Genomic DNA, 24,487 nt, shown 5'->3' on the forward strand with positions numbered 1-24,487 from the left:
TTTGCTATGTGAGCCGCGTGATCCTGATCCGGACCGGCACCCCCACCGCCTCGGCGCCGGCTGCCCTGGAACGAGCGCGCCGCATGCGGCCGCCCTCCTGCTGAGCCCCTGCAAAAAAGCGGTTCGATTATGCGCACAGACAGCGTCCAGCGCAATGCGGGAAATCGGCGATAATCAAGGTTTGGCAAACCTTTCCGGCCGCGCCAGACGCGGCCGAGAGCCATTCGGCGCTGCTGCGCCCGTTGTCACCGTGACCGATTCCAAGACCCTCGCGGATCGCATCGAAGATCTGCTTCCCCAGACGCAATGCACGAAGTGCGGCTATAACGGCTGCCGTCCGTACGCCGAAGCGATCGCCGCCGGCGACGCGAACTACAACCAGTGCCCGCCCGGCGGCGCCGAAGGCATCGCACGCCTCGCGCGCCTGCTCGGCAAGCCCGTGATCCCGCTGAATCCCGTCAACGGCGCCGAGCATCCGCGCGCCGTCGCGTTCATCGACGAAAGCCTGTGCATCGGCTGCACGCTGTGCATGCAGGCGTGCCCGGTCGACGCGATCATCGGCGCACCGAAACAGATGCACACGATCGTCGAATCGCTGTGCACGGGCTGCGACCTGTGCGTACCGCCCTGCCCGGTCGACTGCATCGCGATGGTCCCCGTGACCGACGAGCGCACCGGCTGGGACGCGTGGTCGCAGGAACAGGCGGACGCCGCGCGCGAGCGCCACGACCGCCGGCTCGCGCGCCAGCGTCGCGAACGCGAGGCCGCCGAGGCGCGCGCCGCCGCCCGCCGCGCGGCCAGCGCCGGCGCCAGCGCGGCCAAGGCTGCGCCGGCCGCGGAACAGCCGGGCGCACCGGGCGCGGCACCAGCCGACGACGCCGACGCGAAGAAGCGCGCGATCATCGCCGCCGCGCTCGAACGCGCACGCAAGAAGAAGGAAGAACTGTCCGGGCAAGGCGCCGGGCCGAAGAACACCGAAGGCGTGAGCGCGGCCGTGCAGGCGCAGATCGACGCGGCCGAAGCCCGCCGCAAGCGGCTCGCCGAACAGCAGGCGCAGCGCGACGCCGAGGCCGCCGGCGACACCCGCGACGATCCGAACCACGACGACCGGAACGGCCCGTCCGCGCCGCCCGACAAGAACCGTCCATGAACGCCACGAAACGACGCGCGATCTACGAAACGCTGCAAAGCCTCAATCCGCATCCGACCACCGAGCTCGAATACACGACGCCGTTCGAGTTGCTGATCGCGGTGATGCTGTCCGCGCAGGCGACCGACGTGTCGGTCAACAAGGCGATGCGCAAGATGTTCCCGGTCGCGAACACCCCGCGACAAATCGTCGCGCTCGGTGAAGAAGGCGTCGCCGACTACATCAAGACGATCGGCCTGTACCGCACCAAGGCGAAGAACGTGATCGCGACGTGCAACATCCTGCTCGAGCGCTACGACGGCGAGGTGCCGGCCGATCGCGAAGCGCTCGAGAGCCTGCCGGGCGTCGGCCGCAAGACCGCGAACGTCGTGCTGAACACCGCGTTCGGCCAGCCGACGATCGCGGTCGACACGCACATCTTCCGCGTCGCGAACCGCACGGGGCTCGCGCCGGGCAAGGACGTGCGGGCCGTCGAGGCCGCGCTCGAGAAGTTCACGCCGAAGGAATTCCTGCAGGACGCGCATCACTGGCTGATCCTGCACGGACGCTATGTGTGCAAGGCGCGCAAGCCCGAATGCTGGCACTGCGTGATCGAGCCGCTGTGCGAATTCCGGCCGAAGACGCCGCCGCCGAACGAGTGAGCGTCAGCCGCGGCTGACGCACTGCACGCGGCCGCTCGTGCCGAGGGCAGCGCGCGGCACGACCAGCGGACGCCATTGCGGCGCCCGCGGCTTGTCCCTGCCCTGCTATGCGTTGGACGTCGCCGTCGCGTCGTCGGCCGCCGCGCCGCCCGCGCGCACGAGCGCGAGCACGGCCGCGAGGATCGCGACGCCGCCGATCCACTGCAACGGCGACAGCGCCTCGCCGAACAGCAGCGCCGCGAGCGCGACCGTCACGACCGGCTCGAGCGTCGACAGCATCGACGTGCGCGCAGCCCCCAGCCGCTCGAGCCCGGCGAAGAACGCGAGCATCGCGGCGACCGTCGACACCAAGGCGATCGCGAGCATCGACGCCCAGCCGGCAGCCGTCGCCGGCCAGCGCGGCGGCGCGCCGAACGCCGCGGTCCGCACGAGCGCGATCGCGACGAGCGTCGCGGTCGCCGACAGGCAGATGATGGCGGTCGTAGCGAGCGGATCGACGCCGCGCGTCGCCTTCGTGCCGCCGACGATGTACAGCGAATAGATCACCGCGGCGGCCAGCGCGAGCGCGATGCCGAGCGGCTCGCCGTGGCCGCCGCCGACCATCAGCGCGGAGCCCGCGACGCAAAGCACGAGCGCGACCGCCTTCGCGCGCGTGAGGCGCTCGCCGAGCCACCATGCGGCCAGCAGCGTGACAAAGGCCGGATACAGGTACAGCAGCAAGGCGACGAGGCTCGCCTGCGCATGCTGGAGCGCACTGAAATAGCAGAACGACTGCCCGACGTAGCCGAGTGCCCCCATCGCCACGAGCGGCGCGAGCGTGCGGCCGCGCGGCCATGCGACGCGGCGGTGCCGCGCGATCGCGGCAAGGATCGCACCGCCGATCGCGAAGCGCACGATCAGCAGCCCGAGCACGTCGACGCCGGCCGCATACGCATAGCGGCCGAAGATCGCCATCGCGCCGAAGGCGGCGGCGGACAACGCGACATAGAGCGCGCCCTGTAGCGCGGCGGACGATGAGCGGACGGTGGCGGACATGATGGAGTGGTGCGAGCGCGACGACGGGAATCGTCGGAGTGTAGCGGCGCGGCGGCCGGCAGCCTAGCCCGCGCTTACCCGTTGCGCGCCGGCCCGCACCGACCGGCACCGCGCCCGATGTGCCCGATGTGCCTGATGTCCCGATGCGCCCGCTGCGCGCAGCAAGCGCCCCGCCAGCGCCACCCGCCGCCGGCCCCACCCGCCGCCAGCGCCGCACGCCGACCCGGCGTACAATGCGCGACGCGGCATGACGCCGCCCGAATCACGACGTTTCCCCACCATGTTCAATCCGAGTCGCGACGAAGTCCGTCGCTTTTTCACCGAGACCTGGCGCAAGCAGCGCGCCGGCGAGATCCTGACGCCGCTGGAAGCGATGGCAGCCGACTGGATCGTCGAGCATCCGGAATACCACGACGACCTCGCGGACGCCGACGGCGCCGCCGCGCGCAACTACACGCCCGAGGAAGGCCGCACGAACCCGTTCCTGCATCTGTCGATGCACCTCGCGATCAGCGAGCAGCTGTCGATCGACCAGCCGCCCGGCATTCGCGCCGCGCACGACAAGCTGGCCGCGAAGCTCGACTCGACCCACGAGGCGCAGCACATGATCATGGAGTGCCTCGGCGAGACGATCTGGGAAGCGCAGCGCACCGGCACGCCGCCCGATACGGACGCGTACCTGCAGCGCATCCTGCGCCGCGCGTCGCGCGACTGAGCGCCGCGGACAAAAAAATACCCCGCCGCGGCGGGGTATTCCGGCTGCACGGACCGGCAAGGTCCGGCGCGCTTACTTCTTGAAGACGAGATCCGTCTCTTTCAGCGACTCGATGTAGGCCGCGATGTCCTTCATGTCGCTGACCGACAGGTTCTGCACCTGCGCCTGCATGATCGCGTTGTTGCGACCGAGCAGCGGGTTCGTCAGCCCCATCTGGTACTGGCGCATCGCCCACACGAGGTAGTCGGCGTGCTGGCCCGCGAGGCGCGGATATTCTGCGTTGATCGGCTTGTTCAGCTGCGCGCCGTGGCAGGCCGCGCAGTTGTGCGACTCGACCAGCTCCTTGCCCTTCGTGATGTCCGCCGCATGCGCGGTACCGATCGCGAGGCCGGCCGCCAGTGCAACCGCCGCCGTCTTGAATGCGTTGTTCATGAATGCTCCTGTCCCGCCGGTCAGATCGGCGGCGCGCGCTTTACTTGTAGGGATTGTCCTTCGTGTCGGCCTTCTGGACGGCGTAGTAAGCCGCCAGATCCGCGATGTCCTGGTCCGTCAGCGAACCGGCGATCGCGTTCATCGACGGGAAGTGACGATCTTTCTTGCGGTAGGCCTTCAGCGCGTTCTCGAGGTATTGCTGGTTCTGGCCGCCGAGGACGGGCACCCGGTAGACCTCCGGATACGCCGCGCGGTAATCCTGGATGCCGTGGCAACCGATACACATGGCGGCCTTGCTTGCCCCGTCCTTCGGGTTGCCGACCACACCGGCCGCCTGCGCGCTGCCCGCGAGCGCCACGAGCGCTGCGACAACGACGTGTTTGCCGACGAATTTGTTCATAGCTCTTGTAACCTAGCTTGAGGGGAAACTGGCGCCGAAGCGGCAACGGCCCGCGCCGTTTTGCTTGTCGGTCGCCACGCAGGCCAAAAAAAACGGCCAGATTGTACCGCGTCGGCGGGGAATGCGTCCATACGGCGCCCAGGTCCGCCCCGCCGCAGCCCCGCAACGATACGCGGCCCCGGGCCAACCGGACAGCCCTTCTGACTTATACTGGGTTTTTTTGCGATTAAGAAGAGCGCCGCCATGCGTTTCGAAGGATCCTCGCACTACGTCGCCACCGACGACCTGAAGCTCGCGGTCAACGCCGCGCTGACGCTGCAACGCCCGCTGCTGATCAAGGGCGAGCCCGGCACCGGCAAGACCATGCTCGCCGAGGAAGTGGCCGCCGCGCTCGACATGCCGCTGTTGCAGTGGCATATCAAGTCGACGACGAAGGCGCAGCAAGGCCTGTACGAATACGACGCGGTATCGCGGCTGCGCGACTCGCAGCTTGGCGACGCGCGCGTGAAGGACATCGCGAACTACATCGTGAAGGGCGTGCTGTGGCAGGCGTTCGACGCCGAGCACCCGAGCGTGCTGCTGATCGACGAGATCGACAAGGCCGACATCGAATTCCCGAACGACCTGCTGCGCGAGCTCGACCGGATGGAGTTCCACGTGTACGAGACGCGCGAGACCATTCGCGCGAAGCATCGTCCGCTCGTGATCATCACGTCGAACAACGAGAAGGAGCTGCCCGACGCGTTCCTGCGCCGCTGCTTCTTCCACTACATCCAGTTTCCCGACGCGTCGACGATGCAGCAGATCGTCGCGGTCCACTTCCCGAACATCCGCGAGGAGCTGCTGCACGCGGCGCTTCAGAGTTTCTTCGAGTTGCGCAGCGTGTCCGGGCTAAAGAAGAAGCCGTCGACGTCGGAGCTGCTCGACTGGCTGAAGCTGCTGCTCGCCGAGAACATCCCGGCCGACGCGCTGCGCGGCGTCGACGCGAAGCAGATCGTGCCGCCGCTCGCGGGCGCGCTGCTGAAGAACGAGCAGGACCTGAGCCTGCTCGAGCGGCTCGTCTACATGAACCGGCACAACCGGTAACCCACCCGCGAAGGCCCGGCCATGCTGCTCAATTTCTTCTACGCGCTGCGCGCAGCCAAGCTGCCCGTCTCGGTGAAGGAATACCTGACGCTGCTCGAATCGCTGAAGGCCGGGCTGATCTCGCCGTCGATCGACGCGTTCTACTTCCTCGCGCGGATGACGCTCGTCAAGGACGAGCAGTACTTCGACAAGTTCGACCAGGCGTTCGGCGCGTATTTCCACGGCGTGTCCGCCCTGCCTTCCGAGGCGTTCGACGTTCCGCTCGACTGGCTCGAGAAACGCCTCCAGCGCGAGCTGTCGCCGGAGGAAAAGGCGCAGATCGAAGCGATGGGTGGCCTCGACAAGCTGATGGAGCGCCTGAAGGAACTGCTCGACGAGCAGAAGGAACGCCACGAAGGCGGCAACAAGTGGATCGGCACCGGCGGCACGTCGCCGTTCGGGCACGGCGGCTACAACCCCGAAGGCATGCGCATCGGCGGCCCGTCGAACGGCAACCGCACCGCGGTCAAGGTGTGGGAAGCGCGCGCCTATCGCGACTACGACGATTCCGTCGAGATCGGCACGCGCAACATCAAGGTCGCGCTGCGGCGCCTGCGCCGCTTCGCGCGCGAAGGCGCGGCCGAGGAGCTCGACCTGCCCGGCACGATCCGCAGCACGGCCGCGAACGCGGGCTGGCTCGACCTGCGGATGGTGCCCGAGCGCCACAACAACGTGAAGGTGCTGATGCTGCTCGACGTCGGCGGCTCGATGGACGACCACATCAAGCGCACCGAGGAGCTGTTCTCGGCCGCGAAGGCCGAGTTCAAGCACCTGGAGTTCTACTACTTCCACAACTGCGTGTACGACCACCTGTGGAAGAACAACCGCCGCCGCCACGCGGAGCGCACCGCGACGTGGGACGTGCTGCACAAGTTCACGCCCGACTACAAGCTGATCTTCGTCGGCGACGCGACGATGAGCCCGTACGAGGTGCTGCAGCCCGGCGGCTCGGTCGAATACAACAATCCGGAAGCCGGCGCCGTCTGGCTGCGCCGCCTCGCCGACCAGTTCCCCCACCATGCATGGCTGAACCCGGAGCCCGAGCGGCTATGGGAATACCGGCAATCGGTCTCGATCATTCGCGACGTGCTCGGTCAGCGCATGTACCCGCTCACGCTCGCGGGCCTCGAAACCGCGATGCGCGCACTCAGCAAGTAACGAACCCACCCTGCAGACACGAAGGCCGCGTCCAGGCGGCCTCCCCCGGAGATAGCATGAACCCTTCGCCCACCGCGAGCGCTGGCCGCGCCGGCGGCCGCCGCTTTTTCACCGATACGTCCGTCTCGGCGCTCGTCGCCGGCTTCGTCGCGATGATGACGGGCTACACGAGCTCGCTCGTGCTGATGTTCCAGGCCGGCCGCGCCGCGCACCTGACCGACGCGCAGATCTCGTCGTGGATCTGGGCGCTGTCGATCGGCATGGCGCTGACGACGATCGGCCTGTCGCTGCGCTTTCGCGCGCCCGTCGTGGTCGCGTGGTCGACGCCCGGCGCCGCGCTGCTGATCGCGTCGCTGCCCGGCGTACCGTATCCCGAAGCCATCGGCGCGTTCGTCGTGTGCGCACTGCTGCTGACCGCGGTCGGCCTGAGCGGGCTGTTCGACACGCTGATGCGGCGCATTCCGGCCGGCATCGCCGCCGCCCTGCTCGCGGGCATCCTGTTCGAGATCGGCATCGAGATCTTCCGCGCCGCGCAGTTCCAGACCGCGCTCGTGCTCGCGATGTTCTTCACCTACCTGATCGTCAAGCGGCTCGCGCCGCGCTACGCGATCGTCACGACGCTGCTCGTCGGCACCGTGGCGGCCGGCGGCCTCGGCCTGCTCGACTTCAGCCGCTTCCACATCGCGCTCGCGCAACCCGTGTTCACGATGCCCGCGTTCTCGATCGCGTCGATCGTCAGCATCGGCATTCCGCTGTTCGTCGTCGCGATGGCGTCGCAGAACGTGCCGGGCATCGCGGTGCTGCGCGCGGACGGCTATTCGACCCCGTCGTCGCCGCTGATCGCGTCCACCGGCCTCGCGTCGCTGCTGCTCGCGCCGTTCGGCTCGCACGGCGTGAACCTCGCGGCGATCACCGCGGCGATCTGCACGGGCCCCGAAGCGCACGAGGATCACGCGAAGCGCTACACGGCCGCCGTGTGGTGCGGCACGTTCTACCTGATCGCCGGGATCTTCGGCGCGACGATCGCCGCGCTGTTCGCGGCATTGCCGAAGGCGCTTGTCGTGTCGGTCGCTGCGCTCGCGCTGTTCGGCTCGATCATGAGCGGGCTCGCGAACGCGATGCAGGACGTGAAGCAGCGCGAAGCCGCGCTCGTCACGTTCATGGTCACCGCGTCGGGTCTGACGCTGTTGTCGATCGGCTCGGCGTTCTGGGGCCTCGTCGCGGGGATCGTCACGCAGGTGATCCTGAACGCGCGTCGCCCCGCGTGATGCGGCGCGACGCCCGCCACGGCAGGCGCCGGACCCGCCAAAACGTGCCCGACACGAATCGGGCCTAAAATGATGGATCGAAGGCGGCGCCCGGCGCCGCCTCGCTTCGCCGCCGCGCTCGCGCGGCCCGTGAGAACCCGGCGCGCCGCGCCCTTCTTCCGAATCGCCATGACTACCGCACTCGACCAGCTGAAGCAGTACACGACCGTCGTCGCCGACACGGGCGATTTCCAGCAGCTTGCGCAATACAAGCCGCAGGATGCGACCACGAACCCGTCGCTGATCCTGAAGGCCGTCCAGAAGGACGCGTACAAGCCGATCCTCGAGAAAACCGTCCGCGATCATCGCAACGAAAGCACCGATTTCATCATCGACCGCCTGCTGATCGCATTCGGCACCGAAATCCTGAAGCTGATTCCGGGCCGCGTGTCGACCGAGGTCGATGCGCGCCTGTCGTTCGACACGCAGCGCTCGATCGACAAGGGTCGCGAACTCATCGCACTGTACGAAGCCGCCGGCGTCGGCCGCGAGCGCATCCTGATCAAGCTCGCATCGACGTGGGAAGGCATTCGCGCGGCCGAGGTGCTGCAGAAGGAAGGGATCAAGTGCAACATGACCCTGCTTTTCTCGCTCGTGCAGGCCGCCGCGTGCGCGGAAGCCGGCGCGCAACTGATCTCGCCGTTCGTCGGCCGCATCTACGACTGGTACAAGAAGCAGGCCGGCGCCGACTGGGATGAAGCGAAGAACGGCGGTGCGAACGATCCGGGCGTGCAGTCGGTGCGCCGCATCTACACCTACTACAAGACGTTCGGCTACAACACCGAAGTGATGGGCGCGAGCTTCCGCACGACGAGCCAGATCACCGAGCTCGCGGGCTGCGACCTGCTGACGATCAGCCCCGATTTGCTGCAGAAGCTGCACGACAGCACCGACACGGTGGCGCGCAAGCTGTCGCCTGACGCGCTGCAGGACAAGCCGACCGAGCGCGTCGCGATCGACGAGGCATCGTTCCGCTTCCAGCTGAACGACGAAGCGATGGCGACCGAAAAGCTGTCCGAAGGCATCCGCGTGTTCGCCGCCGATGCGGTGAAGCTCGAAAAGCTGATCGACGGGCTGCGCTGAACCACGCCGCACGTGACGTGACGGCCCGTCAGTTGAACTGTCAGCAACCCTGACAACAGCCGTCAGCAGCGTGACGAACGGCCGCGAACCGCGTGTTCGCGGCCGTTTTTATTTTTCATTCCATCGTCAGACGCGCGCACTACAATCCACGTCACGAGTGCGCCGGCCGCATCCCGGCGTGCTCTTCCCGGTCAATCTTGGAAGTACCCGCGCCGGCACCGACGCGCCGGCTCGGTCAACAGGAGACAACGATGCAAGTCCAACCGTATCTGACGTTCTACGGCCGCGCGGAAGAGGCCCTTCAGTTCTACGAAAAGGCGCTCGGCGCGAAGACGATGTTCAAGATGCGCTTCAAGGATGCGCCGCCGAATCCCGAACACGCGATCACGCCCGAGATGGCCGACAAGGTGATGCATGCAAGCTTCACGATCGGCGACTCGATGGTCATGTGCTCGGACGGCGACTGCAGCCAGCCGGGCGGCACGCACGCCGGCTATTCGCTGTCGCTGAACCCGGCGACGGTCGAGGAAGGCCAGAAGCTGTTCAATGCGCTCGCCGACGGCGGCGAAGTGACGATGCCGTTCGGCAAGACGTTCTGGGCGCTCGGCTTCGGGATGGCGAAGGACCGTTTCGGCGTGCACTGGATGGTCAACGTCGAAGACCTGTCGCAACGCGAGGATCTCGTGAAACGCGCGCAGGGCTGACACCCGCGAAAACGCCCGCCACTTCGCAGTGACGGGCGTCGTTGCCGCTGCGCGATGCGCGGCCCGCGACACGCGGCCGCGCCGCCCGCATCAACCCTCGACGACGTCGAGATAATCCTCCGGCCGCGTGCGATCCTCCGCATGCGCCATGCCCATCGCGCGCACCAGCACGCTCACCGCCACCGCCACCACCAGGTTCACGACCAGCGACCACACGGCCGCGTAGCCGGGAATCGCGAGGCCGAACAGGTGGATCGTGAAGATCGAGCTCGCGAGCTTCAGCGACACCGCCATCCACGTGCCGCACACGATGCCTGCCGCCCAGCCGGCCAGCAGGCCGCGATGGTCGAGCAGCCGCGTGTACAGGCCGAGCACGATCGCGGGCAGCGTCTGGATGATCCAGATCCCGCCGAGCAGCTGCAGCTGGATCGCATAGGTGAGCGGCAGCCCGAGGATGAACGCGACCGCGCCGACCTTCACGATCAGCGACGTGAGCTTCGCGACGTGCGTCTCCTGGTCGTGCGTCATGTCGCGGTTGATGAACTCGCGGTGGATGTTGCGCGTATAGAGGTTCGCGGCCGCGATCGACATGATCGCCGCCGGCACCAGCGCGCCGATGCCGATCGCCGCGAACGCGACGCCGACGAACCACGACGGGAAATACTCGAGGAACAGCGCGGGCACCGCGAAGTTCGGGCCGAACGCCTTGAAGTACGGCGCGTACTGCGGCATGTCCTTCACGCCCGCCGCAAGCGCCATGTAGCCGAGCAGCGCGAGCAGGCCGAGCACGAACGAGTACGCGGGCAGCATCGCCATGTTGCGGCGGATCGAGTTGCCGGACGACGACGACAGGATCGCCGTGACCGAGTGCGGATACAGGAACAGCGCGAGCGCCGAGCCGATCGCGAGCGTCACGTACGCGCTGTAGCCGTTCAGGCTCGCCGCGTCGGGTGCCTTCAGCAGCAGCTTCGCGGGCGGCACGCTCGCGAAGATGTGGCCGAAGCCGCCGAGCTTCGCCGGGATCACGATGACCGCCGCGGCGATCGTGATGTAGATCAGGATGTCCTTCACGATCGCGATCATCGCGGGCGCGCGCAGCCCCGACGTGTACGTGTACGCGGCGAGGATCGCGAACGCGATGATCAGCGGCAGGTCGCCGACGAAGCCCGTCGTGTCGAAGCCGAGCGCGCCGATCACGACTTCGATGCCGACGAGCTGCAGCGCGATGTACGGCATCGTCGCGAGGATGCCCGTCACCGCGATCGCGAGCGCGAGCATCCGGCTGCCGTAGCGTGCGTTCACGAAGTCGGCGGCCGTCACGTAGCCGTGACGTTTCGCGATGCTCCACAGCTTCGGGAACACGACGAACGCGAACGGGTAGATCAGGATCGTGTACGGCAGCGCGAAGAAGCCCATCGCGCCGGCGCCGAACACGAGCGCGGGCACCGCGACGAACGTATAGGCCGTGTAGAGGTCGCCGCCGAGCAGGAACCACGTGACGATCGTGCCGAAGCGGCGGCCGCCGAGGCCCCATTCGTCGAGATGGGCGAGATCGCCGCGCCGCCAGTTGGCGGCCAGGAAACCGATGATCGTGACACCGATGAACAGGAGCACGAAAACGAAGGTCGCGCCGAGATTCATCGCGCACCTCCCTGCGGGCCGCTCGCCTTCCACGCGTTCTTGGTCTTGAAATAGACGAACGCGGTGATCACCGCGCTAATGAAGACCCAAAGGAGCTGGTACCAGTAGAAGAACGGAAATCCGAACCATTGCGGTTCGATCTTGCTGTACGACGGTACCCACACCATCGCGATCAGCGGCAGTACCAGCAGCCAGAGCCAGCGCTTGGCGGCCCGATTGGCGTCGGCATCGTGAGCCATGACGTCTCCTCATCTTTCCCGGTTATCGATCTTGTCAAGCGGGTGCGGCGGCGAGAGGAGCGGCAAAACGGGTAAGCTGCGGCTCCCCTGGCTTCGCGCCAGTATAGGAGCCGCGAACGCGCGGTCAAGCGGGGGCGAACCCGAGGTGATCCGCCCCCAGTCATGCGGTTGCACCGGCATGCGGCCGGCGCATGAGCGTCAGATCGCGAACGAGGATTCGCGTGCGCCGATCGTTTCTTTCAAAGCTTTCACCCACTTGCGCGCGGGCAGCTTCAGCGTGTCCTCGATCAGTTTCGCGCGCGCTTCCAGCTGCGCGAACGACACGTCGAGCGCGGGGCCCGAGAACGCGATCGCGATCCGGTTGCCGTCGTGCACTTCCGGCAGCGCGATCACGCGATGGTCGAACGCCGCGTTCAGGTGCTTCATGTTGCGCACGAAGCTCGGATGGTCGCCGAACAGGTTGATCGTCGCGATGCCCGCGTCGGCGAGGCAGCCGCGCACCGCGCGGTAGAACGCGACGCTGTCGAGCACCGGGCCGCGTGCGGTCGCGTCGTACAGGTCGATCTGCAGTGCGCCCGTCGTGCCGCGGTTGGCCGGATCGTTGACGAAGTCCCACGCGTCGGCTTCGTGCACGACGAGGCGTGCGTCGTCGGGCGGCAGCGCGAACATCGTGCGTGCGGCGACGATCACGGCCGGGTTCAGTTCGACGGCCTCGACCTTCGCGTGCGGCAGGAAGCGGTGCGAGAACTTCGTCAGCGCGCCGGTGCCGAGCCCGAGCTGGACGATCCGTTCGGGCGTTTCGAGGAACAGCAGCCACGCCATCATCTGCTGCGCGTATTCGAGCTCGATGGCGAGCGGCTTCGAAATCCGCATCGCGCCCTGCACCCATTCGGTACCGAAGTGCAGGAAGCGCACGCCGCGCTCTTCCGAGAACGTGACGGGCGCGAAGCGCGGCTTGCGCGGTGCGTCGAGGACGGGCACGTCGTCGTGTTCGTCGATCTCCGGGCGGCGCTTCAGGCGCGGCGGCTGGAGCTGTTCGGAGCCGTTGTAGGCGGACGGCTTGCGTTTTTTGAACGCGCGCGCCTCGGCGGACGCGCGCTTGATCAGTCGGGTCATGATTGAATCTCGCTGGGTGACGCTGGATGAGCGGACGAGAGGATAGCATTGGTGGCGGTGGGAACCGTACCGAACGCCTGGTCATGCACGACTTCGACTTCACCGCGCCGTTGGCGCTACGCCGCGTTCATTGATCGAAGGAGGACGCATGACCTCGAACGGCAAGAAGATCTGGTTTCCCGCGAAGCGCTACGGCTGGGGATGGGGTTTGCCTGTCGCGTGGCAAGGTTGGGTCGTGCTGCTGCTGTTCGCGATCGGGATCATCGCGAGCGCGTGGCTGGCGCCGCCGCACCAATCGCCGATCGCATACGGTGCCTGCATCGTGGTACTGGTCGCGCTGCTGACTGCCGTTTGCCGGCTCAAGGGCGAGAAGCCCGGGTGGCGATGGGGCAAGGACGATTGATCGTCCGGCGCGACACGCACGCACGTACGATCGCCGTTCTTCGGCAACGAACAACCCGCTTCCCGCCGTCATCGCCCCAAAGCGATCGCCCTCTGTCGAACGGCTGAATTGCCCCGGTCTCCCCGCGACGCAACGATGTGAAGGAACGGCCATCGGCCGGAAGATCAAGCGCGCGCTCGCCTTCGTCAACACGCACCGCGGTGCCGAGCCGGCATCGCCCGTCGGCGTTCACCTCCAGCCTGCCCCGCCCTCACACCGCATGCGAACGGTCGCACCGGGTTCCTGCGCGCACCTTGAAAATATACCCAAATAGGGATAAATTCATCGATGGATCCGTACATCAAACCGCTGTATTGGCTCGGCTCGGCGCGCAAGGACCTCAAAGCGATGCCCGAAGCCGTGCAGGACACGTTCGGTTATGCGCTCTATCTGGCGCAGACCGGACGCAAGCACGAGCAGGCGAAACCGTTGCGAGGGTTCGGATCGGCCGGCGTGCTCGAGATCGTGGAAGACAACGGCACATACCGCGCCGTCTACACGGTGAAGCTCGGGAGCAGCGTCTACGTGCTGCACTGCTTCCAGAAAAAATCATCGTGCGGCATCGCGACGCCGAAGCCGGACGGCGATCTCGTCCGCGCACGCCTGAAAGCAGCCGAAGCACACGCACAAGGAGCAAGACGATGATCGAAATCGAACCGGGCAGCGGGAACGTCTACGCTGATCTGGGCATGCGCGATGCCGACGAAATGCGCGTGAAGGCTCAACTCGCCGCCAAGATCGCGGAGATCATCAAGGCGCGCAAATGGACGCAGCAGCAGGCGGCCCGGCTGCTCGGCATGACGCAGCCGAAGCTGTCGAACATGCTGCGCGGGCAGTTTCGCGGCGTGAGCGAAACGAAGATGCTGGAATGTCTGGCGAAGCTCGGACGCGACATACAGATCGTCGTCGGGCCTGACCGTCAGTCCGAAGTCGAAGGGCATATCGAAGTCGTATTCGCCGCCTGACGGCAACGTCGTGCCGATGTTCCGGATTGCAGGGCGAGCGACGCGATCGCGTACTGCTGCAACGCGACGCTCCTCTCCTGGCATCCTTGGTATGTCGATCGGGAGGATCGATGGATCGCCGCCATTTCCTCAAGTCGTCGACCTTTTTCACGGTTGCGGCAGCCACCGGTACGCTCGTCGCTCCGCTGTCGGCCCGATCTGCCGGCACCGCGCGCAAAGGCCGGTATCGGTTCCCGCAAGGCGTCGCCAGCGGTGATCCGCGCGATCGCTCCGTCGTGTTCTGGACGCGCTGCGTGCCCGTCGCCGAGAACGCGCGGCACCGCGCGAAAGGCGTCGCGCACACGATCCCGTTACGACTCGAAGTATCGACGCGGCCGGATTTCTCGACGCTCGCCGCCAGCGTACCGTTGGGAGCACGCGCCACCTATGATTTCACCGTGCGCGCGAAGGTAACGCAGCTCGCACCGAATCTCACGTACCACTACCGGTTCGTCGCCGGCGGCGACGTGAGTGCCACCGGCGTCGCGCGCACGGCTCCGGATGCCGACGAGGCCAACCACCGCGTTCGCTTCGCATGGCTCACCTGCCAGGACTGGAGCATCAATCACTGGCAAGCCATGAGCCTGCTGGCAGCCGAAAGCGATCTCGATTTCGTCGTGCATGTGGGCGATTACATCTATGAGACGGTTGGGACCTCGAAACCCGGCGCCGTCGAGGCGGCGCACCCGCCGCTGCGCCTGCCTGACGGAAAGCCTCTCGCCGATGGCCGCGTGTATGCCGATACGCTCGAAGACTATCGGACGCTCTATCGCACTTATCGTACCGACGCGCGCTTGCAGACGCTGCACCAGCGCCTGCCGATGATCGCGATATGGGACGACCACGAGTTTTCCGACGACTGCTGGCAGGATCATCAGGTCTACACCAACGAGGAAAGGCAGGAGACGCAGCGCCGCCGCAACGCCAGTCGTGCGTGGGCGGAGTACATGCCGGTGGACTGGAGCGACGTGCGCTTCGAACCGGACAATCCGTCGTACACCAACATTCGTATCTATCGCGAATTTCGCTTCGGCACGCTGATGCATCTCGTGATGACGGACGAGCGGCTGTATCGCGACGACCATGTCGTCAGCGAGGCGTCTATCGCGCGTACACGCGGGCACGACCCGGTCAACGGCGACGACGCAGCCGGCTCGCGCTACTTCGTCAACCAGGGTGTGCTGCAGCGCCTGGAGGCGCAGGCTACCGCGCAGCTTGGTCGCGCGCCGTCGATGCTCGGCCCGGAGCAGACGCAATGGTGGAAGGCCACGATGAAGGGTTCGCCTGCGACCTGGAAGGTGTGGGGCAACGAGGTGATGTTGAATCGCCTGTGGGCCGTGATGCCAGGCGCGCCGCAGACACCGGCGGCACGCCTCGTGATCGATTGCGACGCATGGGACGGCTATCCGGCGCACAAACGCGAGCTGCTCTCATACTTGAACGAGCAGGGAATCCGCAACGTCGTCGCGATCAGCGGGGACCTGCATGCGTTTCAGTGCGGCGTCGTGCGGGACGACCCCGACCCTGCAAAAGGCACGCCCGTGGCCGTCGACTTCGTCTGCGCAGGCATCAGCAGCGCGTCCTTCTATTCCTACCTGAAAGCCGCATGGAGCGGCACGCCGTTTGCATCGCTGGCCTCCACCCCGGCCAAACTCGACACCTTCCTGACGACGAACAACCCCGATCTGCGCCACGCCGACCACGACGCACAGGGCTATGCGTCAGCCACCGTCACGCCGGAGCGTTTTTCCGTGGTGTTCAACAAAGTGAGGCCGTTGAACCCGGACGCCACCGCGCCCGCGGATGCCCTGCTCGACCGCACGCTGCTGACCGTGCCCAAGGATTCGGTCGAGGTGCGCGTCGAGCGCTTCTAGGTTCACGCTTCAGCGAAGGCGCATGCTGGCGCTGCCATTTTGTTCAGTTTGACATCGGCGTCGAACAGACAGCATGCTGCTGTCGCACCTGCATTTTCTTTCGACGTGACCTGTTACGCCGTAACGTCATCGAAGCCTGCCAACATCCGTTCCGGCCATACCGGCTCCATCACACGGGATTTCGTCATCATGAGTCACATCCACTTCATCGGCGGGGAAAAAGGCGGCGTCGGCAAATCGCTCGCCGCCCGTGTGCTGGCCCAGTATTTCATCGATCGGAGCGTGCCCTTCATGGGCTTCGATACCGACCGATCGCACGGCGCGCTACTGCGGTTCTATGCCGATTTTGCCGCGCCTGCCGTGCTCGACCAGCATGACAGCCTCGATCCGGTCATGGAATCGGCGCTCGAAGATCCGCAGCGGCGCATACTGGTCGACCTTGCGGCCCAGACGCGGCAGTCGCTCGCAAGATGGCTCGACGATTCGGACGTGCTGGATTTTGCCGAAGAACACGGCCTCACGTTGACGTGGTGGCACGTGATGGACACCGGACGCGATTCGGTCGATCTGCTGCGGCATTGGCTCGACGAATTCGGTGGACGCATCAGGCTGGTGCTGGTACTGAATGAAGTCCGCGGCGATCGCTTCGAGATTCTGGAGGCGTCCGGCGAACGCGAGCGGGCCGAGGCCCTCGGCGCCAGCGTGATTACGCTGCGCCGCCTGTCCGACACGACGATGCAGAAGATCGATCGTCAAAGCGCGAGCTTCTGGGCGGCGGTCAATCATCCCGACCGCGCCGCCACGGGGCTCGGCTTGCTGGAGCGGCAGCGCGTCAAGGTCTGGCTGCATCGTACTTATGAGGAGCTGGGCACGCTCGCGTTGTAGTGCGGGCCCCTGCGACGGCGCGGAGGGTGCGGCGCGTTGCCGGAATGGCTCATACACGGAAACCTGGAGGTTGCGATGGCCGATCACGACAGACTGCATCCACTCCGTCCGTTCCTGAAGAATTGGGTTTGGGAGCACGGCCGAATCGGGACGCGCTATCTCGACTGCGTCGATGGCGAAATCAAGTTCGATGCAGGCAAGAAATCGCATTTCGCTGGCGAGAAATATATCTACGTGCCGCTGGGCAAGAACCCTGACGACGACCCATCCGCGGAGGGTCCTGCGATCCACGAGGAAGGACTTGCCCGCTTTTTGCGGGCTGCGCAACTGGGCACGCCAGGGGAAGCCGGTTCTGTAGCGGAGGTTCAGCGCGCGGTGCAGGACTGCGTGGAGATCGGCCTGTTCAGCGCGTATCAACGGGAGGCTCGACAGGCATTTGCCCGCTACGCGCAGGAACCCATGTTCGACGACGAGATCCGCGCGGCGGTTGTCGACGACATCCGTCGAATTTACGTCGCCATGCGAGAGCAGCTGGCGCTGTACGATTTCAGTGTGCTCTACGGCTTGCCCGCGCCGCTGCTGATCAGCGACACACCGTTCATCGACTGGCGCGTGAGCGCCAGTCCGGCACTTCCGTTCGTATCGCTTCCGCTGGGACCTTACTGCCTGCTGGTAGGCGCGCCGTCGGGCAGGAGTAGCCGAATCGGCCCGGTGGTCTGGAAGGCCGCTGCCGCGATGGGTCCGTTGAAGGACCACAACCGCCGGATCGAGGAGCACGCACGTCTGTGGCTGGTGGCGACCACCGACGACCAACTCGTCGCAGCACAAGGTCGCATTGCCGCGGCCGGGGGCGCCAGGCACCTGCCGCCGCCCACCTGATACCGCTTCACCGAATCCTCGGAATCCGGCGCGCCTCAGGTGCGAAGTGCGCGCCAGAGCACCAGTTTCTGTTCGAACGACAACATCGCATTCGCCGGACTCGACGAAGGCAACACGAGCGTTTCATAACCCGCCGCGCCGATCACATCGGCAAACCGCCCTGCCGTCTTGCCGTTGAAGCAGACTTTCTTCAGCAACGGCGCATGCTCGCGCAACGAAGCAAAGTCGTTCGGCTTCGCATTCCGGATCGCCGAATCGAGACTGCCTTTGCGATGGCATGCATCGAGCACGTCCCAGATGCCGATGCCGTGCGCAAGCACGCGTTCGAGCCGCGCGTCATACACGAGTTCGTGCAGACCGGGTTCGCCGAGCACCGCACCGAGCAACCGCCAGAACTGGTTGCGCGGATGCGCGTAGTACTGCGCGGCATCGAGCGACGCCTCGCCCGGAAAGCTGCCGAGAATCATCGTATGCGTATGCGGCCCGACGACCGGCGGAAAGCCTTGCAGCATCACGCTGCTCCGCGCGGTCCGACGGAGCGCGGCCCGTCGCCGTGCGCATCGAGATGGCGCCACAGCGCGGGCAACATGCATTCGGTGACCATCAGCGGCTTGCCGCGCCGCTGGAACACCGAGCGCCGCGCGGCGAACGCATGCGGCGCGCGCACGCCCGCGCCGAGCGCATGGCTCGCGAGCGCATACAGCGGATGACCTGCGATCACGCGCCGGCTGACGAGCGCGGAGCGCTCGACCTGCGGATCGCTGTACAGCAGCTCCGCGAGCGGCCGCGTGCGCAGCCGCCGCATCGCCTGCCACACGCCCTTGCTGGCCGCGAGCGGCGCGATGCTGTGCGCGGCGACGTACGGCGTGCCGTCGACCGACAGGATCACCTCGCGCACCCACATCGGCGCGCGCGGCGCACTGTCGAGCGCGTCCGGCTCGTCGAACCACGGACAGTCGACGGCCTCGCGCGTCACGCGCACGCTCACGCTGCCGAGCCGCGCGAGATGCGCGGTCAGCGAACCGCCGCGCGTGAGCCAGTCGCGCTGGTCGAGCGTGCAGCCGGGCCGGGGCGTGTCGCGCCAGCCCGCCCGTGCGCCGTCGAATCGCATCCGCGCGTTCACGCGCTGCGCGACAGCAGCAGCGCGTTGGTCCGCTTCACGAAGCTCGCCGGATCGTCGAGCATCCCGCCTTCGGCCAGCAACGCCTGGTCGAACAGCAGATGGCACCAGTCGCCGAAGTTGGCGCTATCGGCGTTCAGCTGCTTCACGAGCGCATGCTCCGGATTGATCTCGAGGATCGGCTGCATCGCCGGCGCGTTCTGGCCGGCCGCCTTCAGCATCCGCTGCAGATAGCCGCTCATGTCGTTGTCGTCGGCGACGAGGCACGACGGCGAATCGGTCAGGCGGAACGTGACGCGCACTTCCTTCACCTTGTCGCCGAGCGCTTCCTTCATCTTCTCGACGACCGGCTTGATTGCCTCGCCCGCCTGCTCCTGCGCCTTCTTTTCCTCGTCGTTCAGCTCGCCGAGGTCGAGATCGCCGCGCGCCACGCTCGCGAGCGGCTTGCCGTCGAACTCGTGCAGGAACGACAGCATCCATTCGTCGACGCGATCGGTCAGCAGCAGCACCTCGACCCCCTTCTTGCGGAATACTTCCAGGTGCGGGCTGTTCTTCGCGGCCTGCCACGTATCGGCGGTCACGTAGTAGATCTTGCTCTGCTCGGGCTTCATGCGCGACACGTAGTCGGCGAGCGACACGTCCTGCGCGTCGGTGTCGCCGTGCGTCGACGCGAAGCGCAGCAGCTTCGCGATGCGCTCGCGGTTCGCGTGATCCTCGCCGAGGCCTTCCTTCAGCACCTGGCCGAACGCGCTCCAGAACGTCTTGTACTTCTCCTTGCCGGCATCCTCTTCCGCGTTCGCGAGCTCCTCGAGCATCGACAGCGCGCGCTTGGTCACGCCTTCGCGGATCGCCTTCACGTCGCGGCTTTCCTGCAGGATTTCACGCGATACGTTGAGCGGCAGGTCGGCCGAATCGACGACGCCCTTCACGAAGCGCAGGTATTGCGGCAGCAGCTGCTCGGCATCGTCCATGATGAACACGCGCTTCACGTACAGCTTCAGGCCGCCGCGGTAGTCGCGGTTCCACAGGTCGAACGGCGCGTGCGCCGGCACGAACAGCAGCTGCGTGTATTCGCTGCGGCCCTCGACGCGGTTGTGGGTCCACGTGAGCGGATCCTGGTGGTCGTGCGCGATGTGCTGGTAGAACTGCGTGTACTGTTCGTCGGTGACGTCGCTCTTCGAGCGCGTCCACAGCGCGCTCGCCTGGTTGACCGTCTCGTCCTCGTCCTTCAGGACCATCTCGCCCTTTTCCTGATCCCACTCTTCCTTCTGCATCAGGATCGGCAGCGCGATGTGATCGGAATACTTCTGGATGATCGACTTCAGGCGGTGCGACGACAGCAGCTCGTCCTCGCCTTCGCGCAGGTGCAGCGTGATCTTCGTGCCGCGCTGCGCGCGCTCGATCGCGTCGATCGTGAAATCGCCCTCGCCCGCGCTTTCCCAGCGCACGGCTTCGTTCGCGGGCAGGCCCGCACGGCGCGTCTCGACGGTGATCCTGTCCGCGACGATGAAGCCCGAGTAGAAGCCGACGCCGAACTGGCCGATCAGCGCCGCATCCTTCTGCTGGTCGCCGGACAGCTTCGTGAAGAATTCCTTGGTGCCCGAACGCGCGATCGTGCCGAGGTTCGCGATCGCCTCGTCGCGGCTCATGCCGATGCCGTTGTCCTCGATCGTGATCGTGCGTGCCGCCTTGTCGAAGCCGATGCGGATGCGCAGGTTCGGATCGTTCTCGTACAGCGCGTTGTCCGCGAGCCCTTCGAAACGCAGCTTGTCGGCCGCGTCGGACGCGTTCGACACCAGTTCGCGCAGGAAGATTTCCTTGTTGCTGTAGAGCGAATGAATCATCAGGTGGAGGAGTTGCTTGACCTCTGCCTGAAAGCTCATCGTTTCGTGTGCCATGGATGCTGTTTCCTCTTACTTGAACTTGAATGGTGTAGCGCGGGTGCGCCGGCGCGCGATGCCGGCGAGCCCGTCAAGGACGACCGCCTGGCGCAGGCGGTTTGCGCGGGTATCTGGGGACGGGCGAGCGAATTTCAAGGGCGGCGTGCCGCCCGCCGTCACGACGCGCGCCGCGCCGCCGATTCGATATAGCGCGCGAGAAACCCCGGCAGCGCCGGATCGCCGCAGTTCGCGACATTGAAGCGCGTCCATGTCGACGACGACTGCTGCGGCGAGAACAGGCTCCCCGGCGTCAGCAGGAAGCCTTCCTCGTGCGCGGCGGCCGCGAGCGCATCCGAATCGACGCCCGTGTCGGCCCACAGGAACATCCCGGCCGCCGGCATCGTGAAGAGCCGCAGCCCGGTACGCTCGAGCATCCGCGCGGTCTTGTCGCGCACGCCGTCGAGCCGCGCGCGCAGCCGCTCGACGTGGCGCCGGTAGTGCCCTTCGGTCAGGATCTTGTACAACACGCGCTCGTTGAGCTCCGGCGTCGTCATCCCGACCAGCATCTTCTGGTCGGTGACCGCCTTCGCGATCTCCGGCGCGCAGGCGACATAGCCGACCCGCAAATTCGCCGCGAGCGTCTTCGAATAGCTGCCCAGGTAGATCACGCGCTTCAACTGGTCGAGGCTCGCGAGCCGCGTGGCCGAATAGCTCGGCGGGCACAGGTCGCCGTACACGTCGTCCTCGACGACGAGGAAATCGTACGCCTCCGCGAGCTTCAGGATCCGGAACGCCTGCGCGGCCGACAGCGACGTGCCGGTCGGGTTCTGCAGCACCGAATTGATCACGAGCATCTTCGGCCGCCACATCTGCACGAGCGTTTCCAGCGCGTCGAGATCGGGGCCGTCGGGCGTATAGGGCATCCCGACCAGTTGCGCGCCCTGCGACGCGAAGCGGCCGAACATCTGGAACCACGCGGGATCGCCGACGATCACCGCATCGCCGGGCCGCACGTAGATCCGCGAGATCAGGTCGATCGCCTGCGTGATGCCCGACACCAGCACGAGCTGCTCGGGCTTCGCGCCGATCTCGACTTCCGCGAGCCGCGTCTGCAGCTGCTGGCGCAGCGGCAGGAAACCCTGCGCGGTGCCGAAACCGAGCATCTGCGCGCCGGACTGGCGCCCGAGCGCGCGCAGCGCACCGGTGATCAGCTCGCCGTCGAGCCAGCGGCCCGGCAGGTAGCCGAGACCCGGCCCTTTTTCCGGGCTGGCGGTATGCAGCATGTTGCGCAGCAGCCAGACGACGTCGATCGTGTTGTGCACCGGCGCGGCCTCGGCCACGCGCACCACGTTGTCGGCCGGCAGCGGGCCGGTGGCCGTGCGCTCGCGCACGTAAAAACCCGAGCCGCGCCGCGAGTCGAGGTAGCCCTGCGCGACGAGCCGTTCGTACGCTTCCACCACGGTGAAGCGCGACACGCTCTTGTCGAGCGCGAGCTTGCGGATCGACGGCATCCGCATGCCGGGCCGGAACACGCGTTCGTCGATGCGGCGCCGCGCCCACTGGACGAGCTGGTCGACGAGCGTGAGCGTGGCCGTATCGTGCGGCGCGGGAATCTGGGCGAGTGGGACGGTGGACATGGGCGGCGGCTCCAACTGTACCGAAGGCTATCGCGCCGATTGTACCGTTACTGTGCCGGTGCCGACGATTACAGTTGACCGGAATGGCGATCGTGCGGCCGCCGTTCCGGCCCTGCCGTATGCGGCGCAGCCCCGTCCGGCCTGCATTCGCGGCCGGGCACCGGCCGGCCGCCCAACCGTCCCGCGCGTCGCCCGCCCACCATGACACTTTCGCTTCCCGACCGACGTTCATGCCAGCCCGCTCCCTGACCCCCGACCATCTCGTGATCGCCGCGCGTACGCTCGACGAAGGCGTGCGCCACGTCGCCGACGCGCTCGGCATCGAACCGGCCGGCGGCGGCCGCCATCCGCTGATGCGCACCCACAACGCGCTGTTCGGCGCGTGGGGCGGGCTGTACCTCGAAGTGATCGCGATCGATCGCGACGCGCCCGTGACAGGCGACGACGCCACGCCGCCGCGCGCGCGGCTCTTCGCGCTCGACGATCCGGCGATGCACGCACGGCTCGCGCAGGGCCCGTTCCTCGCGCACTGGGTCGCGCGCGTCGACCGCCCGCGCCGGCTCGCGCTGTGGCAAAGCCAGTACCCGACGCGCATCGCGCCGGTCGTCGCGATGCGGCGCGGCGACCTGAGCTGGGGCCTCACGGTGCCCGACGACGGCGCGTTCCCCGCGTGGCAGGGCGCCGGCGACGGCCTCGTGCCGTCGCTGATCCAGTGGGACAGCCCGCGCCATCCGGCCGAATCGCTGCCGGACAACGGCGTCGCGCTGAAGGCGCTCAAGGGCGTCCACCCGCGTGCGGATGCCGTCCGCGAGCAGCTCGACTGGCTCGGCGCCGGCCATCTGCTCGACCTCGACACCGGCGACGGCCCGCCGGCGCTCGTCGCCGAATTCGACACGCCGCAGGGCGCACGCACGCTGCGCTGACCGCCCTGGCGCCCTTTCGTTACCCGAACCCTGCAATACGGAGACACCCAGTCCATGAATTCGCGCGAAACCCGGGGCATGCTGCTCGGCCTCATCGGCGTGATGATCTTCAGCCTCACGCTGCCGATGACGCGTATCGTCGTCTCCGAACTCAACCCGCTGCTGAACGGGCTCGGCCGCGCGCTCGCCGCGTCGGTGCCGGCCGGCCTGCTGCTGTGGTGGCGCCGCGAACGGCTGCCGACCCGCGCGCAGCTGAAAAGCCTCGCGGTCGTGTCGGCCGGCGTGATCATCGCGTATCCGGTGTTCTCCGCGTGGGCGATGAAGACCGTGCCGGCGTCGCACGGCGCGGTCGTCAACGGCCTGCAGCCGCTGTTCGTCGCGCTGTACGCGGCGTGGCTGTCGCATGAACGGCCGTCGAAGGCGTTCTGGGCCAGTGCGCTGGCCGGCAGCGCGCTGGTGATCGCGTTCGCGCTGCGCGACGGCGGCGGGACGGTGCAGGCCGGCGACGCGCTGATGCTCGTCGCGGTCGGCATCGGCGCGCTCGGTTATGCGGAAGGCGCGCGCCTCGCGCGCCAGATCGGCGGCTGGCAGGTGATCTGCTGGGCGCTCGTCGTGTCCGCGCCGTTCCTCGTGCTGCCGGTCGGCTGGCTCGCATGGACGCAGCACGCCGCGCACCCTGCCCCGCTCGCGCTGCGCACGTGGCTCGCGTTCGGCTACGTGACCCTCTTTTCGCAATTCATCGGCTTTTTCGCGTGGTACGCGGGGCTCGCCATGGGCGGCATCGCGCGCGTCGGCCAGGTGCAACTGCTGCAGATCTTCTTCACGATCGCCTTTTCCGCGCTGCTGTTCGGCGAAACGGTGACGCCGTCGACCTGGCTGTTCGCGGCCGCCGTGATCGCGACCGTGATGCTCGGCCGGCGCTCGGCGGTGGCCACGGCCCCGCGTCCCGCTCGCGCCGGTTGATGAGGTGCGCCATAATGTCCGTTTTGCCTGAACGGTTTTGCCCACCCGGCCGCGACGGCCCGATCGCGCTCCCGCACGCCCACCCGGCTGCGTCGACGCAATCTGCCTGACCGACCTTTCTTGACTGACCACGA

General features: G+C 67.0%; 26 protein-coding genes. 16 read left to right on the forward strand and 10 right to left on the reverse strand.

From position 1 onward, the window contains the following. The first annotated feature begins 154 nt into the window (after positions 1-154). Together rsxB and nth are read left to right on the forward strand one after the other, a co-directional pair. On the forward strand, positions 155-1,150 hold the full coding sequence (gene rsxB / locus U4Z64_RS16740; RefSeq protein ID WP_321820515.1) for an electron transport complex subunit RsxB: 996 nt from the start codon (positions 155-157) through the stop codon (positions 1,148-1,150). Further along, the gene (gene nth, locus U4Z64_RS16745; RefSeq protein WP_124487190.1) at positions 1,147-1,791 is read left to right on the forward strand and encodes an endonuclease III; all 645 of its coding nucleotides are present in this window, start codon (positions 1,147-1,149) and stop codon (positions 1,789-1,791) included. Before rsxB ends, nth begins: the two co-directional genes overlap by 4 nt. Positions 1,792-1,896: 105 nt before the next feature. On the opposite strand, the gene U4Z64_RS16750 is transcribed toward nth, so the two are convergent. Continuing rightward, a complete protein-coding gene (locus U4Z64_RS16750; protein WP_321820516.1) occupies positions 1,897-2,826 on the reverse strand; it encodes a DMT family transporter in 930 nt (309 codons plus the stop codon). Positions 2,827-3,073: 247 nt separating this feature from the next. On the opposite strand from U4Z64_RS16750, the gene U4Z64_RS16755 reads away from it, so the two are divergent. Further along, complete coding sequence (locus tag U4Z64_RS16755) at positions 3,074-3,541, forward strand: DUF1841 family protein (protein WP_374692714.1); 468 nt, start codon at positions 3,074-3,076, stop codon at positions 3,539-3,541. A 72-nt stretch (positions 3,542-3,613) separates the two neighbouring features. On the opposite strand, the gene U4Z64_RS16760 is transcribed toward U4Z64_RS16755, so the two are convergent. Further along, complete coding sequence (locus tag U4Z64_RS16760; RefSeq protein WP_044846444.1) at positions 3,614-3,973, reverse strand: c-type cytochrome; 360 nt, start codon at positions 3,971-3,973, stop codon at positions 3,614-3,616. Positions 3,974-4,013: 40 nt separating this feature from the next. Next, positions 4,014-4,373 (reverse strand): c-type cytochrome, encoded by a 360-nt coding sequence (locus U4Z64_RS16765; RefSeq protein ID WP_011352793.1) that lies wholly within the window; start codon positions 4,371-4,373, stop codon positions 4,014-4,016. Positions 4,374-4,616: 243 nt separating this feature from the next. Here U4Z64_RS16765 and U4Z64_RS16770 point away from each other — a divergent pair, with 243 nt between their 5' ends. The 5 genes from U4Z64_RS16770 to U4Z64_RS16790 all read left to right on the forward strand — a co-directional run bounded on the left by U4Z64_RS16770 (position 4,617) and on the right by U4Z64_RS16790 (position 9,750). Further along, the gene (locus U4Z64_RS16770; protein WP_321820517.1) at positions 4,617-5,459 is read left to right on the forward strand and encodes a MoxR family ATPase; all 843 of its coding nucleotides are present in this window, start codon (positions 4,617-4,619) and stop codon (positions 5,457-5,459) included. A gap of 21 nt (positions 5,460-5,480) precedes the next feature. After that, positions 5,481-6,656: a vWA domain-containing protein gene (locus U4Z64_RS16775; protein WP_257772909.1), complete on the forward strand. Its 1,176-nt coding sequence runs from the start codon at positions 5,481-5,483 to the stop codon at positions 6,654-6,656. Positions 6,657-6,712: 56 nt separating this feature from the next. Next, positions 6,713-7,924, forward strand: coding sequence for a benzoate/H(+) symporter BenE family transporter (locus tag U4Z64_RS16780; RefSeq protein WP_044846441.1), 1,212 nt, complete (start codon positions 6,713-6,715; stop codon positions 7,922-7,924). A gap of 168 nt (positions 7,925-8,092) precedes the next feature. Continuing rightward, complete coding sequence (gene tal, locus U4Z64_RS16785; RefSeq protein ID WP_321802100.1) at positions 8,093-9,046, forward strand: transaldolase; 954 nt, start codon at positions 8,093-8,095, stop codon at positions 9,044-9,046. 251 nt (positions 9,047-9,297) lie between these two features. Beyond that, positions 9,298-9,750 carry a VOC family protein gene (locus U4Z64_RS16790; RefSeq protein WP_321820518.1) on the forward strand — a complete coding sequence of 151 codons (453 nt, stop codon included), beginning with the start codon at positions 9,298-9,300 and terminating at the stop codon, positions 9,748-9,750. Positions 9,751-9,840: 90 nt separating this feature from the next. Here U4Z64_RS16790 and mctP read toward each other — a convergent pair whose 3' ends face one another. From mctP to U4Z64_RS16805, 3 genes are all read right to left on the reverse strand, one after another. Next, positions 9,841-11,391 carry a monocarboxylate uptake permease MctP gene (gene mctP, locus U4Z64_RS16795; protein WP_044846438.1) on the reverse strand — a complete coding sequence of 517 codons (1,551 nt, stop codon included), beginning with the start codon at positions 11,389-11,391 and terminating at the stop codon, positions 9,841-9,843. Continuing rightward, complete coding sequence (locus U4Z64_RS16800) at positions 11,388-11,630, reverse strand: DUF3311 domain-containing protein (protein ID WP_011657556.1); 243 nt, start codon at positions 11,628-11,630, stop codon at positions 11,388-11,390. The genes mctP and U4Z64_RS16800 overlap by 4 nt, the downstream gene beginning before the upstream one ends. 198 nt (positions 11,631-11,828) lie before the next feature. Further along, entirely contained in the window at positions 11,829-12,746 is a 918-nt protein-coding gene (locus U4Z64_RS16805; protein WP_321820519.1) for a spermidine synthase, read from the reverse strand. Between the two features lie 148 nt (positions 12,747-12,894). Between U4Z64_RS16805 and U4Z64_RS16810 the strand changes: the two genes are divergently transcribed. The 6 genes from U4Z64_RS16810 to U4Z64_RS16835 all read left to right on the forward strand — a co-directional run bounded on the left by U4Z64_RS16810 (position 12,895) and on the right by U4Z64_RS16835 (position 17,830). Next, complete coding sequence (locus tag U4Z64_RS16810; RefSeq protein WP_321820520.1) at positions 12,895-13,149, forward strand: hypothetical protein; 255 nt, start codon at positions 12,895-12,897, stop codon at positions 13,147-13,149. A 327-nt stretch (positions 13,150-13,476) separates the two neighbouring features. Beyond that, positions 13,477-13,833: a type II toxin-antitoxin system RelE/ParE family toxin gene (locus U4Z64_RS16815; protein WP_321820521.1), complete on the forward strand. Its 357-nt coding sequence runs from the start codon at positions 13,477-13,479 to the stop codon at positions 13,831-13,833. Then, the gene (locus U4Z64_RS16820) at positions 13,830-14,153 is read left to right on the forward strand and encodes a helix-turn-helix transcriptional regulator (protein WP_321820522.1); all 324 of its coding nucleotides are present in this window, start codon (positions 13,830-13,832) and stop codon (positions 14,151-14,153) included. Before U4Z64_RS16815 ends, U4Z64_RS16820 begins: the two co-directional genes overlap by 4 nt. Positions 14,154-14,263: 110 nt before the next feature. Further along, positions 14,264-16,066, forward strand: coding sequence for an alkaline phosphatase D family protein (locus tag U4Z64_RS16825; RefSeq protein ID WP_321820523.1), 1,803 nt, complete (start codon positions 14,264-14,266; stop codon positions 16,064-16,066). 189 nt (positions 16,067-16,255) lie between these two features. Then, positions 16,256-16,951 carry a mobilization protein gene (locus tag U4Z64_RS16830; RefSeq protein ID WP_321820524.1) on the forward strand — a complete coding sequence of 232 codons (696 nt, stop codon included), beginning with the start codon at positions 16,256-16,258 and terminating at the stop codon, positions 16,949-16,951. Between the two features lie 75 nt (positions 16,952-17,026). Beyond that, on the forward strand, positions 17,027-17,830 hold the full coding sequence (locus U4Z64_RS16835; RefSeq protein WP_321820525.1) for a hypothetical protein: 804 nt from the start codon (positions 17,027-17,029) through the stop codon (positions 17,828-17,830). A gap of 35 nt (positions 17,831-17,865) precedes the next feature. Here U4Z64_RS16835 and U4Z64_RS16840 read toward each other — a convergent pair whose 3' ends face one another. From U4Z64_RS16840 to U4Z64_RS16855, 4 genes are all read right to left on the reverse strand, one after another. Then, positions 17,866-18,342, reverse strand: coding sequence for a DNA-deoxyinosine glycosylase (locus U4Z64_RS16840; RefSeq protein ID WP_321820526.1), 477 nt, complete (start codon positions 18,340-18,342; stop codon positions 17,866-17,868). Continuing rightward, positions 18,342-18,941: a chorismate--pyruvate lyase family protein gene (locus tag U4Z64_RS16845; protein WP_044846453.1), complete on the reverse strand. Its 600-nt coding sequence runs from the start codon at positions 18,939-18,941 to the stop codon at positions 18,342-18,344. The genes U4Z64_RS16840 and U4Z64_RS16845 overlap by 1 nt, the downstream gene beginning before the upstream one ends. A gap of 8 nt (positions 18,942-18,949) precedes the next feature. Continuing rightward, positions 18,950-20,848: a molecular chaperone HtpG gene (gene htpG / locus U4Z64_RS16850; protein WP_124487179.1), complete on the reverse strand. Its 1,899-nt coding sequence runs from the start codon at positions 20,846-20,848 to the stop codon at positions 18,950-18,952. Positions 20,849-21,006: 158 nt separating this feature from the next. Continuing rightward, positions 21,007-22,467 (reverse strand): PLP-dependent aminotransferase family protein, encoded by a 1,461-nt coding sequence (locus U4Z64_RS16855; RefSeq protein WP_124487178.1) that lies wholly within the window; start codon positions 22,465-22,467, stop codon positions 21,007-21,009. Between the two features lie 230 nt (positions 22,468-22,697). Here U4Z64_RS16855 and U4Z64_RS16860 point away from each other — a divergent pair, with 230 nt between their 5' ends. Both U4Z64_RS16860 and U4Z64_RS16865 read left to right on the forward strand, forming a co-directional pair. Next, positions 22,698-23,390, forward strand: coding sequence for a VOC family protein (locus U4Z64_RS16860; protein WP_321820527.1), 693 nt, complete (start codon positions 22,698-22,700; stop codon positions 23,388-23,390). Positions 23,391-23,444: 54 nt separating this feature from the next. Next, positions 23,445-24,353 carry a DMT family transporter gene (locus U4Z64_RS16865; RefSeq protein WP_321811027.1) on the forward strand — a complete coding sequence of 303 codons (909 nt, stop codon included), beginning with the start codon at positions 23,445-23,447 and terminating at the stop codon, positions 24,351-24,353. Positions 24,354-24,487 lie beyond the last annotated feature (134 nt).

Origin of the sequence: Burkholderia sp. BCC1996, from assembly GCF_905339955.1 — a bacterium.
Taxonomy (GTDB): domain Bacteria; phylum Pseudomonadota; class Gammaproteobacteria; order Burkholderiales; family Burkholderiaceae; genus Burkholderia.

Excerpts from the sequence above, each read along its gene's own strand:
- U4Z64_RS16750 (WP_321820516.1), bottom strand. The coding sequence starts at position 2,826 with ATGTCCGCCACCGTCCGCTCATCGTCCGCCGCGCTACAGGGCGCGCTC.
- tal (WP_321802100.1), top strand. The coding sequence starts at position 8,093 with ATGACTACCGCACTCGACCAGCTGAAGCAGTACACGACCGTCGTCGCC.
- U4Z64_RS16755 (WP_374692714.1), top strand. The coding sequence starts at position 3,074 with ATGACGCCGCCCGAATCACGACGTTTCCCCACCATGTTCAATCCGAGT.
- U4Z64_RS16835 (WP_321820525.1), top strand. The coding sequence starts at position 17,027 with ATGGCCGATCACGACAGACTGCATCCACTCCGTCCGTTCCTGAAGAAT.
- U4Z64_RS16815 (WP_321820521.1), top strand. The coding sequence starts at position 13,477 with ATGGATCCGTACATCAAACCGCTGTATTGGCTCGGCTCGGCGCGCAAG.
- U4Z64_RS16775 (WP_257772909.1), top strand. The coding sequence starts at position 5,481 with ATGCTGCTCAATTTCTTCTACGCGCTGCGCGCAGCCAAGCTGCCCGTC.
- U4Z64_RS16790 (WP_321820518.1), top strand. The coding sequence starts at position 9,298 with ATGCAAGTCCAACCGTATCTGACGTTCTACGGCCGCGCGGAAGAGGCC.
- U4Z64_RS16855 (WP_124487178.1), bottom strand. The coding sequence starts at position 22,467 with ATGTCCACCGTCCCACTCGCCCAGATTCCCGCGCCGCACGATACGGCC.
- nth (WP_124487190.1), top strand. The coding sequence starts at position 1,147 with ATGAACGCCACGAAACGACGCGCGATCTACGAAACGCTGCAAAGCCTC.
- U4Z64_RS16830 (WP_321820524.1), top strand. The coding sequence starts at position 16,256 with ATGAGTCACATCCACTTCATCGGCGGGGAAAAAGGCGGCGTCGGCAAA.
- U4Z64_RS16860 (WP_321820527.1), top strand. The coding sequence starts at position 22,698 with ATGCCAGCCCGCTCCCTGACCCCCGACCATCTCGTGATCGCCGCGCGT.
- U4Z64_RS16845 (WP_044846453.1), bottom strand. The coding sequence starts at position 18,941 with ATGCGATTCGACGGCGCACGGGCGGGCTGGCGCGACACGCCCCGGCCC.
- U4Z64_RS16820 (WP_321820522.1), top strand. The coding sequence starts at position 13,830 with ATGATCGAAATCGAACCGGGCAGCGGGAACGTCTACGCTGATCTGGGC.
- mctP (WP_044846438.1), bottom strand. The coding sequence starts at position 11,391 with ATGAATCTCGGCGCGACCTTCGTTTTCGTGCTCCTGTTCATCGGTGTC.
- U4Z64_RS16840 (WP_321820526.1), bottom strand. The coding sequence starts at position 18,342 with ATGCTGCAAGGCTTTCCGCCGGTCGTCGGGCCGCATACGCATACGATG.
- U4Z64_RS16770 (WP_321820517.1), top strand. The coding sequence starts at position 4,617 with ATGCGTTTCGAAGGATCCTCGCACTACGTCGCCACCGACGACCTGAAG.
- U4Z64_RS16825 (WP_321820523.1), top strand. The coding sequence starts at position 14,264 with ATGGATCGCCGCCATTTCCTCAAGTCGTCGACCTTTTTCACGGTTGCG.
- U4Z64_RS16800 (WP_011657556.1), bottom strand. The coding sequence starts at position 11,630 with ATGGCTCACGATGCCGACGCCAATCGGGCCGCCAAGCGCTGGCTCTGG.
- htpG (WP_124487179.1), bottom strand. The coding sequence starts at position 20,848 with ATGGCACACGAAACGATGAGCTTTCAGGCAGAGGTCAAGCAACTCCTC.
- rsxB (WP_321820515.1), top strand. The coding sequence starts at position 155 with ATGCGGGAAATCGGCGATAATCAAGGTTTGGCAAACCTTTCCGGCCGC.
- U4Z64_RS16765 (WP_011352793.1), bottom strand. The coding sequence starts at position 4,373 with ATGAACAAATTCGTCGGCAAACACGTCGTTGTCGCAGCGCTCGTGGCG.
- U4Z64_RS16780 (WP_044846441.1), top strand. The coding sequence starts at position 6,713 with ATGAACCCTTCGCCCACCGCGAGCGCTGGCCGCGCCGGCGGCCGCCGC.
- U4Z64_RS16865 (WP_321811027.1), top strand. The coding sequence starts at position 23,445 with ATGAATTCGCGCGAAACCCGGGGCATGCTGCTCGGCCTCATCGGCGTG.
- U4Z64_RS16760 (WP_044846444.1), bottom strand. The coding sequence starts at position 3,973 with ATGAACAACGCATTCAAGACGGCGGCGGTTGCACTGGCGGCCGGCCTC.
- U4Z64_RS16805 (WP_321820519.1), bottom strand. The coding sequence starts at position 12,746 with ATGACCCGACTGATCAAGCGCGCGTCCGCCGAGGCGCGCGCGTTCAAA.
- U4Z64_RS16810 (WP_321820520.1), top strand. The coding sequence starts at position 12,895 with ATGACCTCGAACGGCAAGAAGATCTGGTTTCCCGCGAAGCGCTACGGC.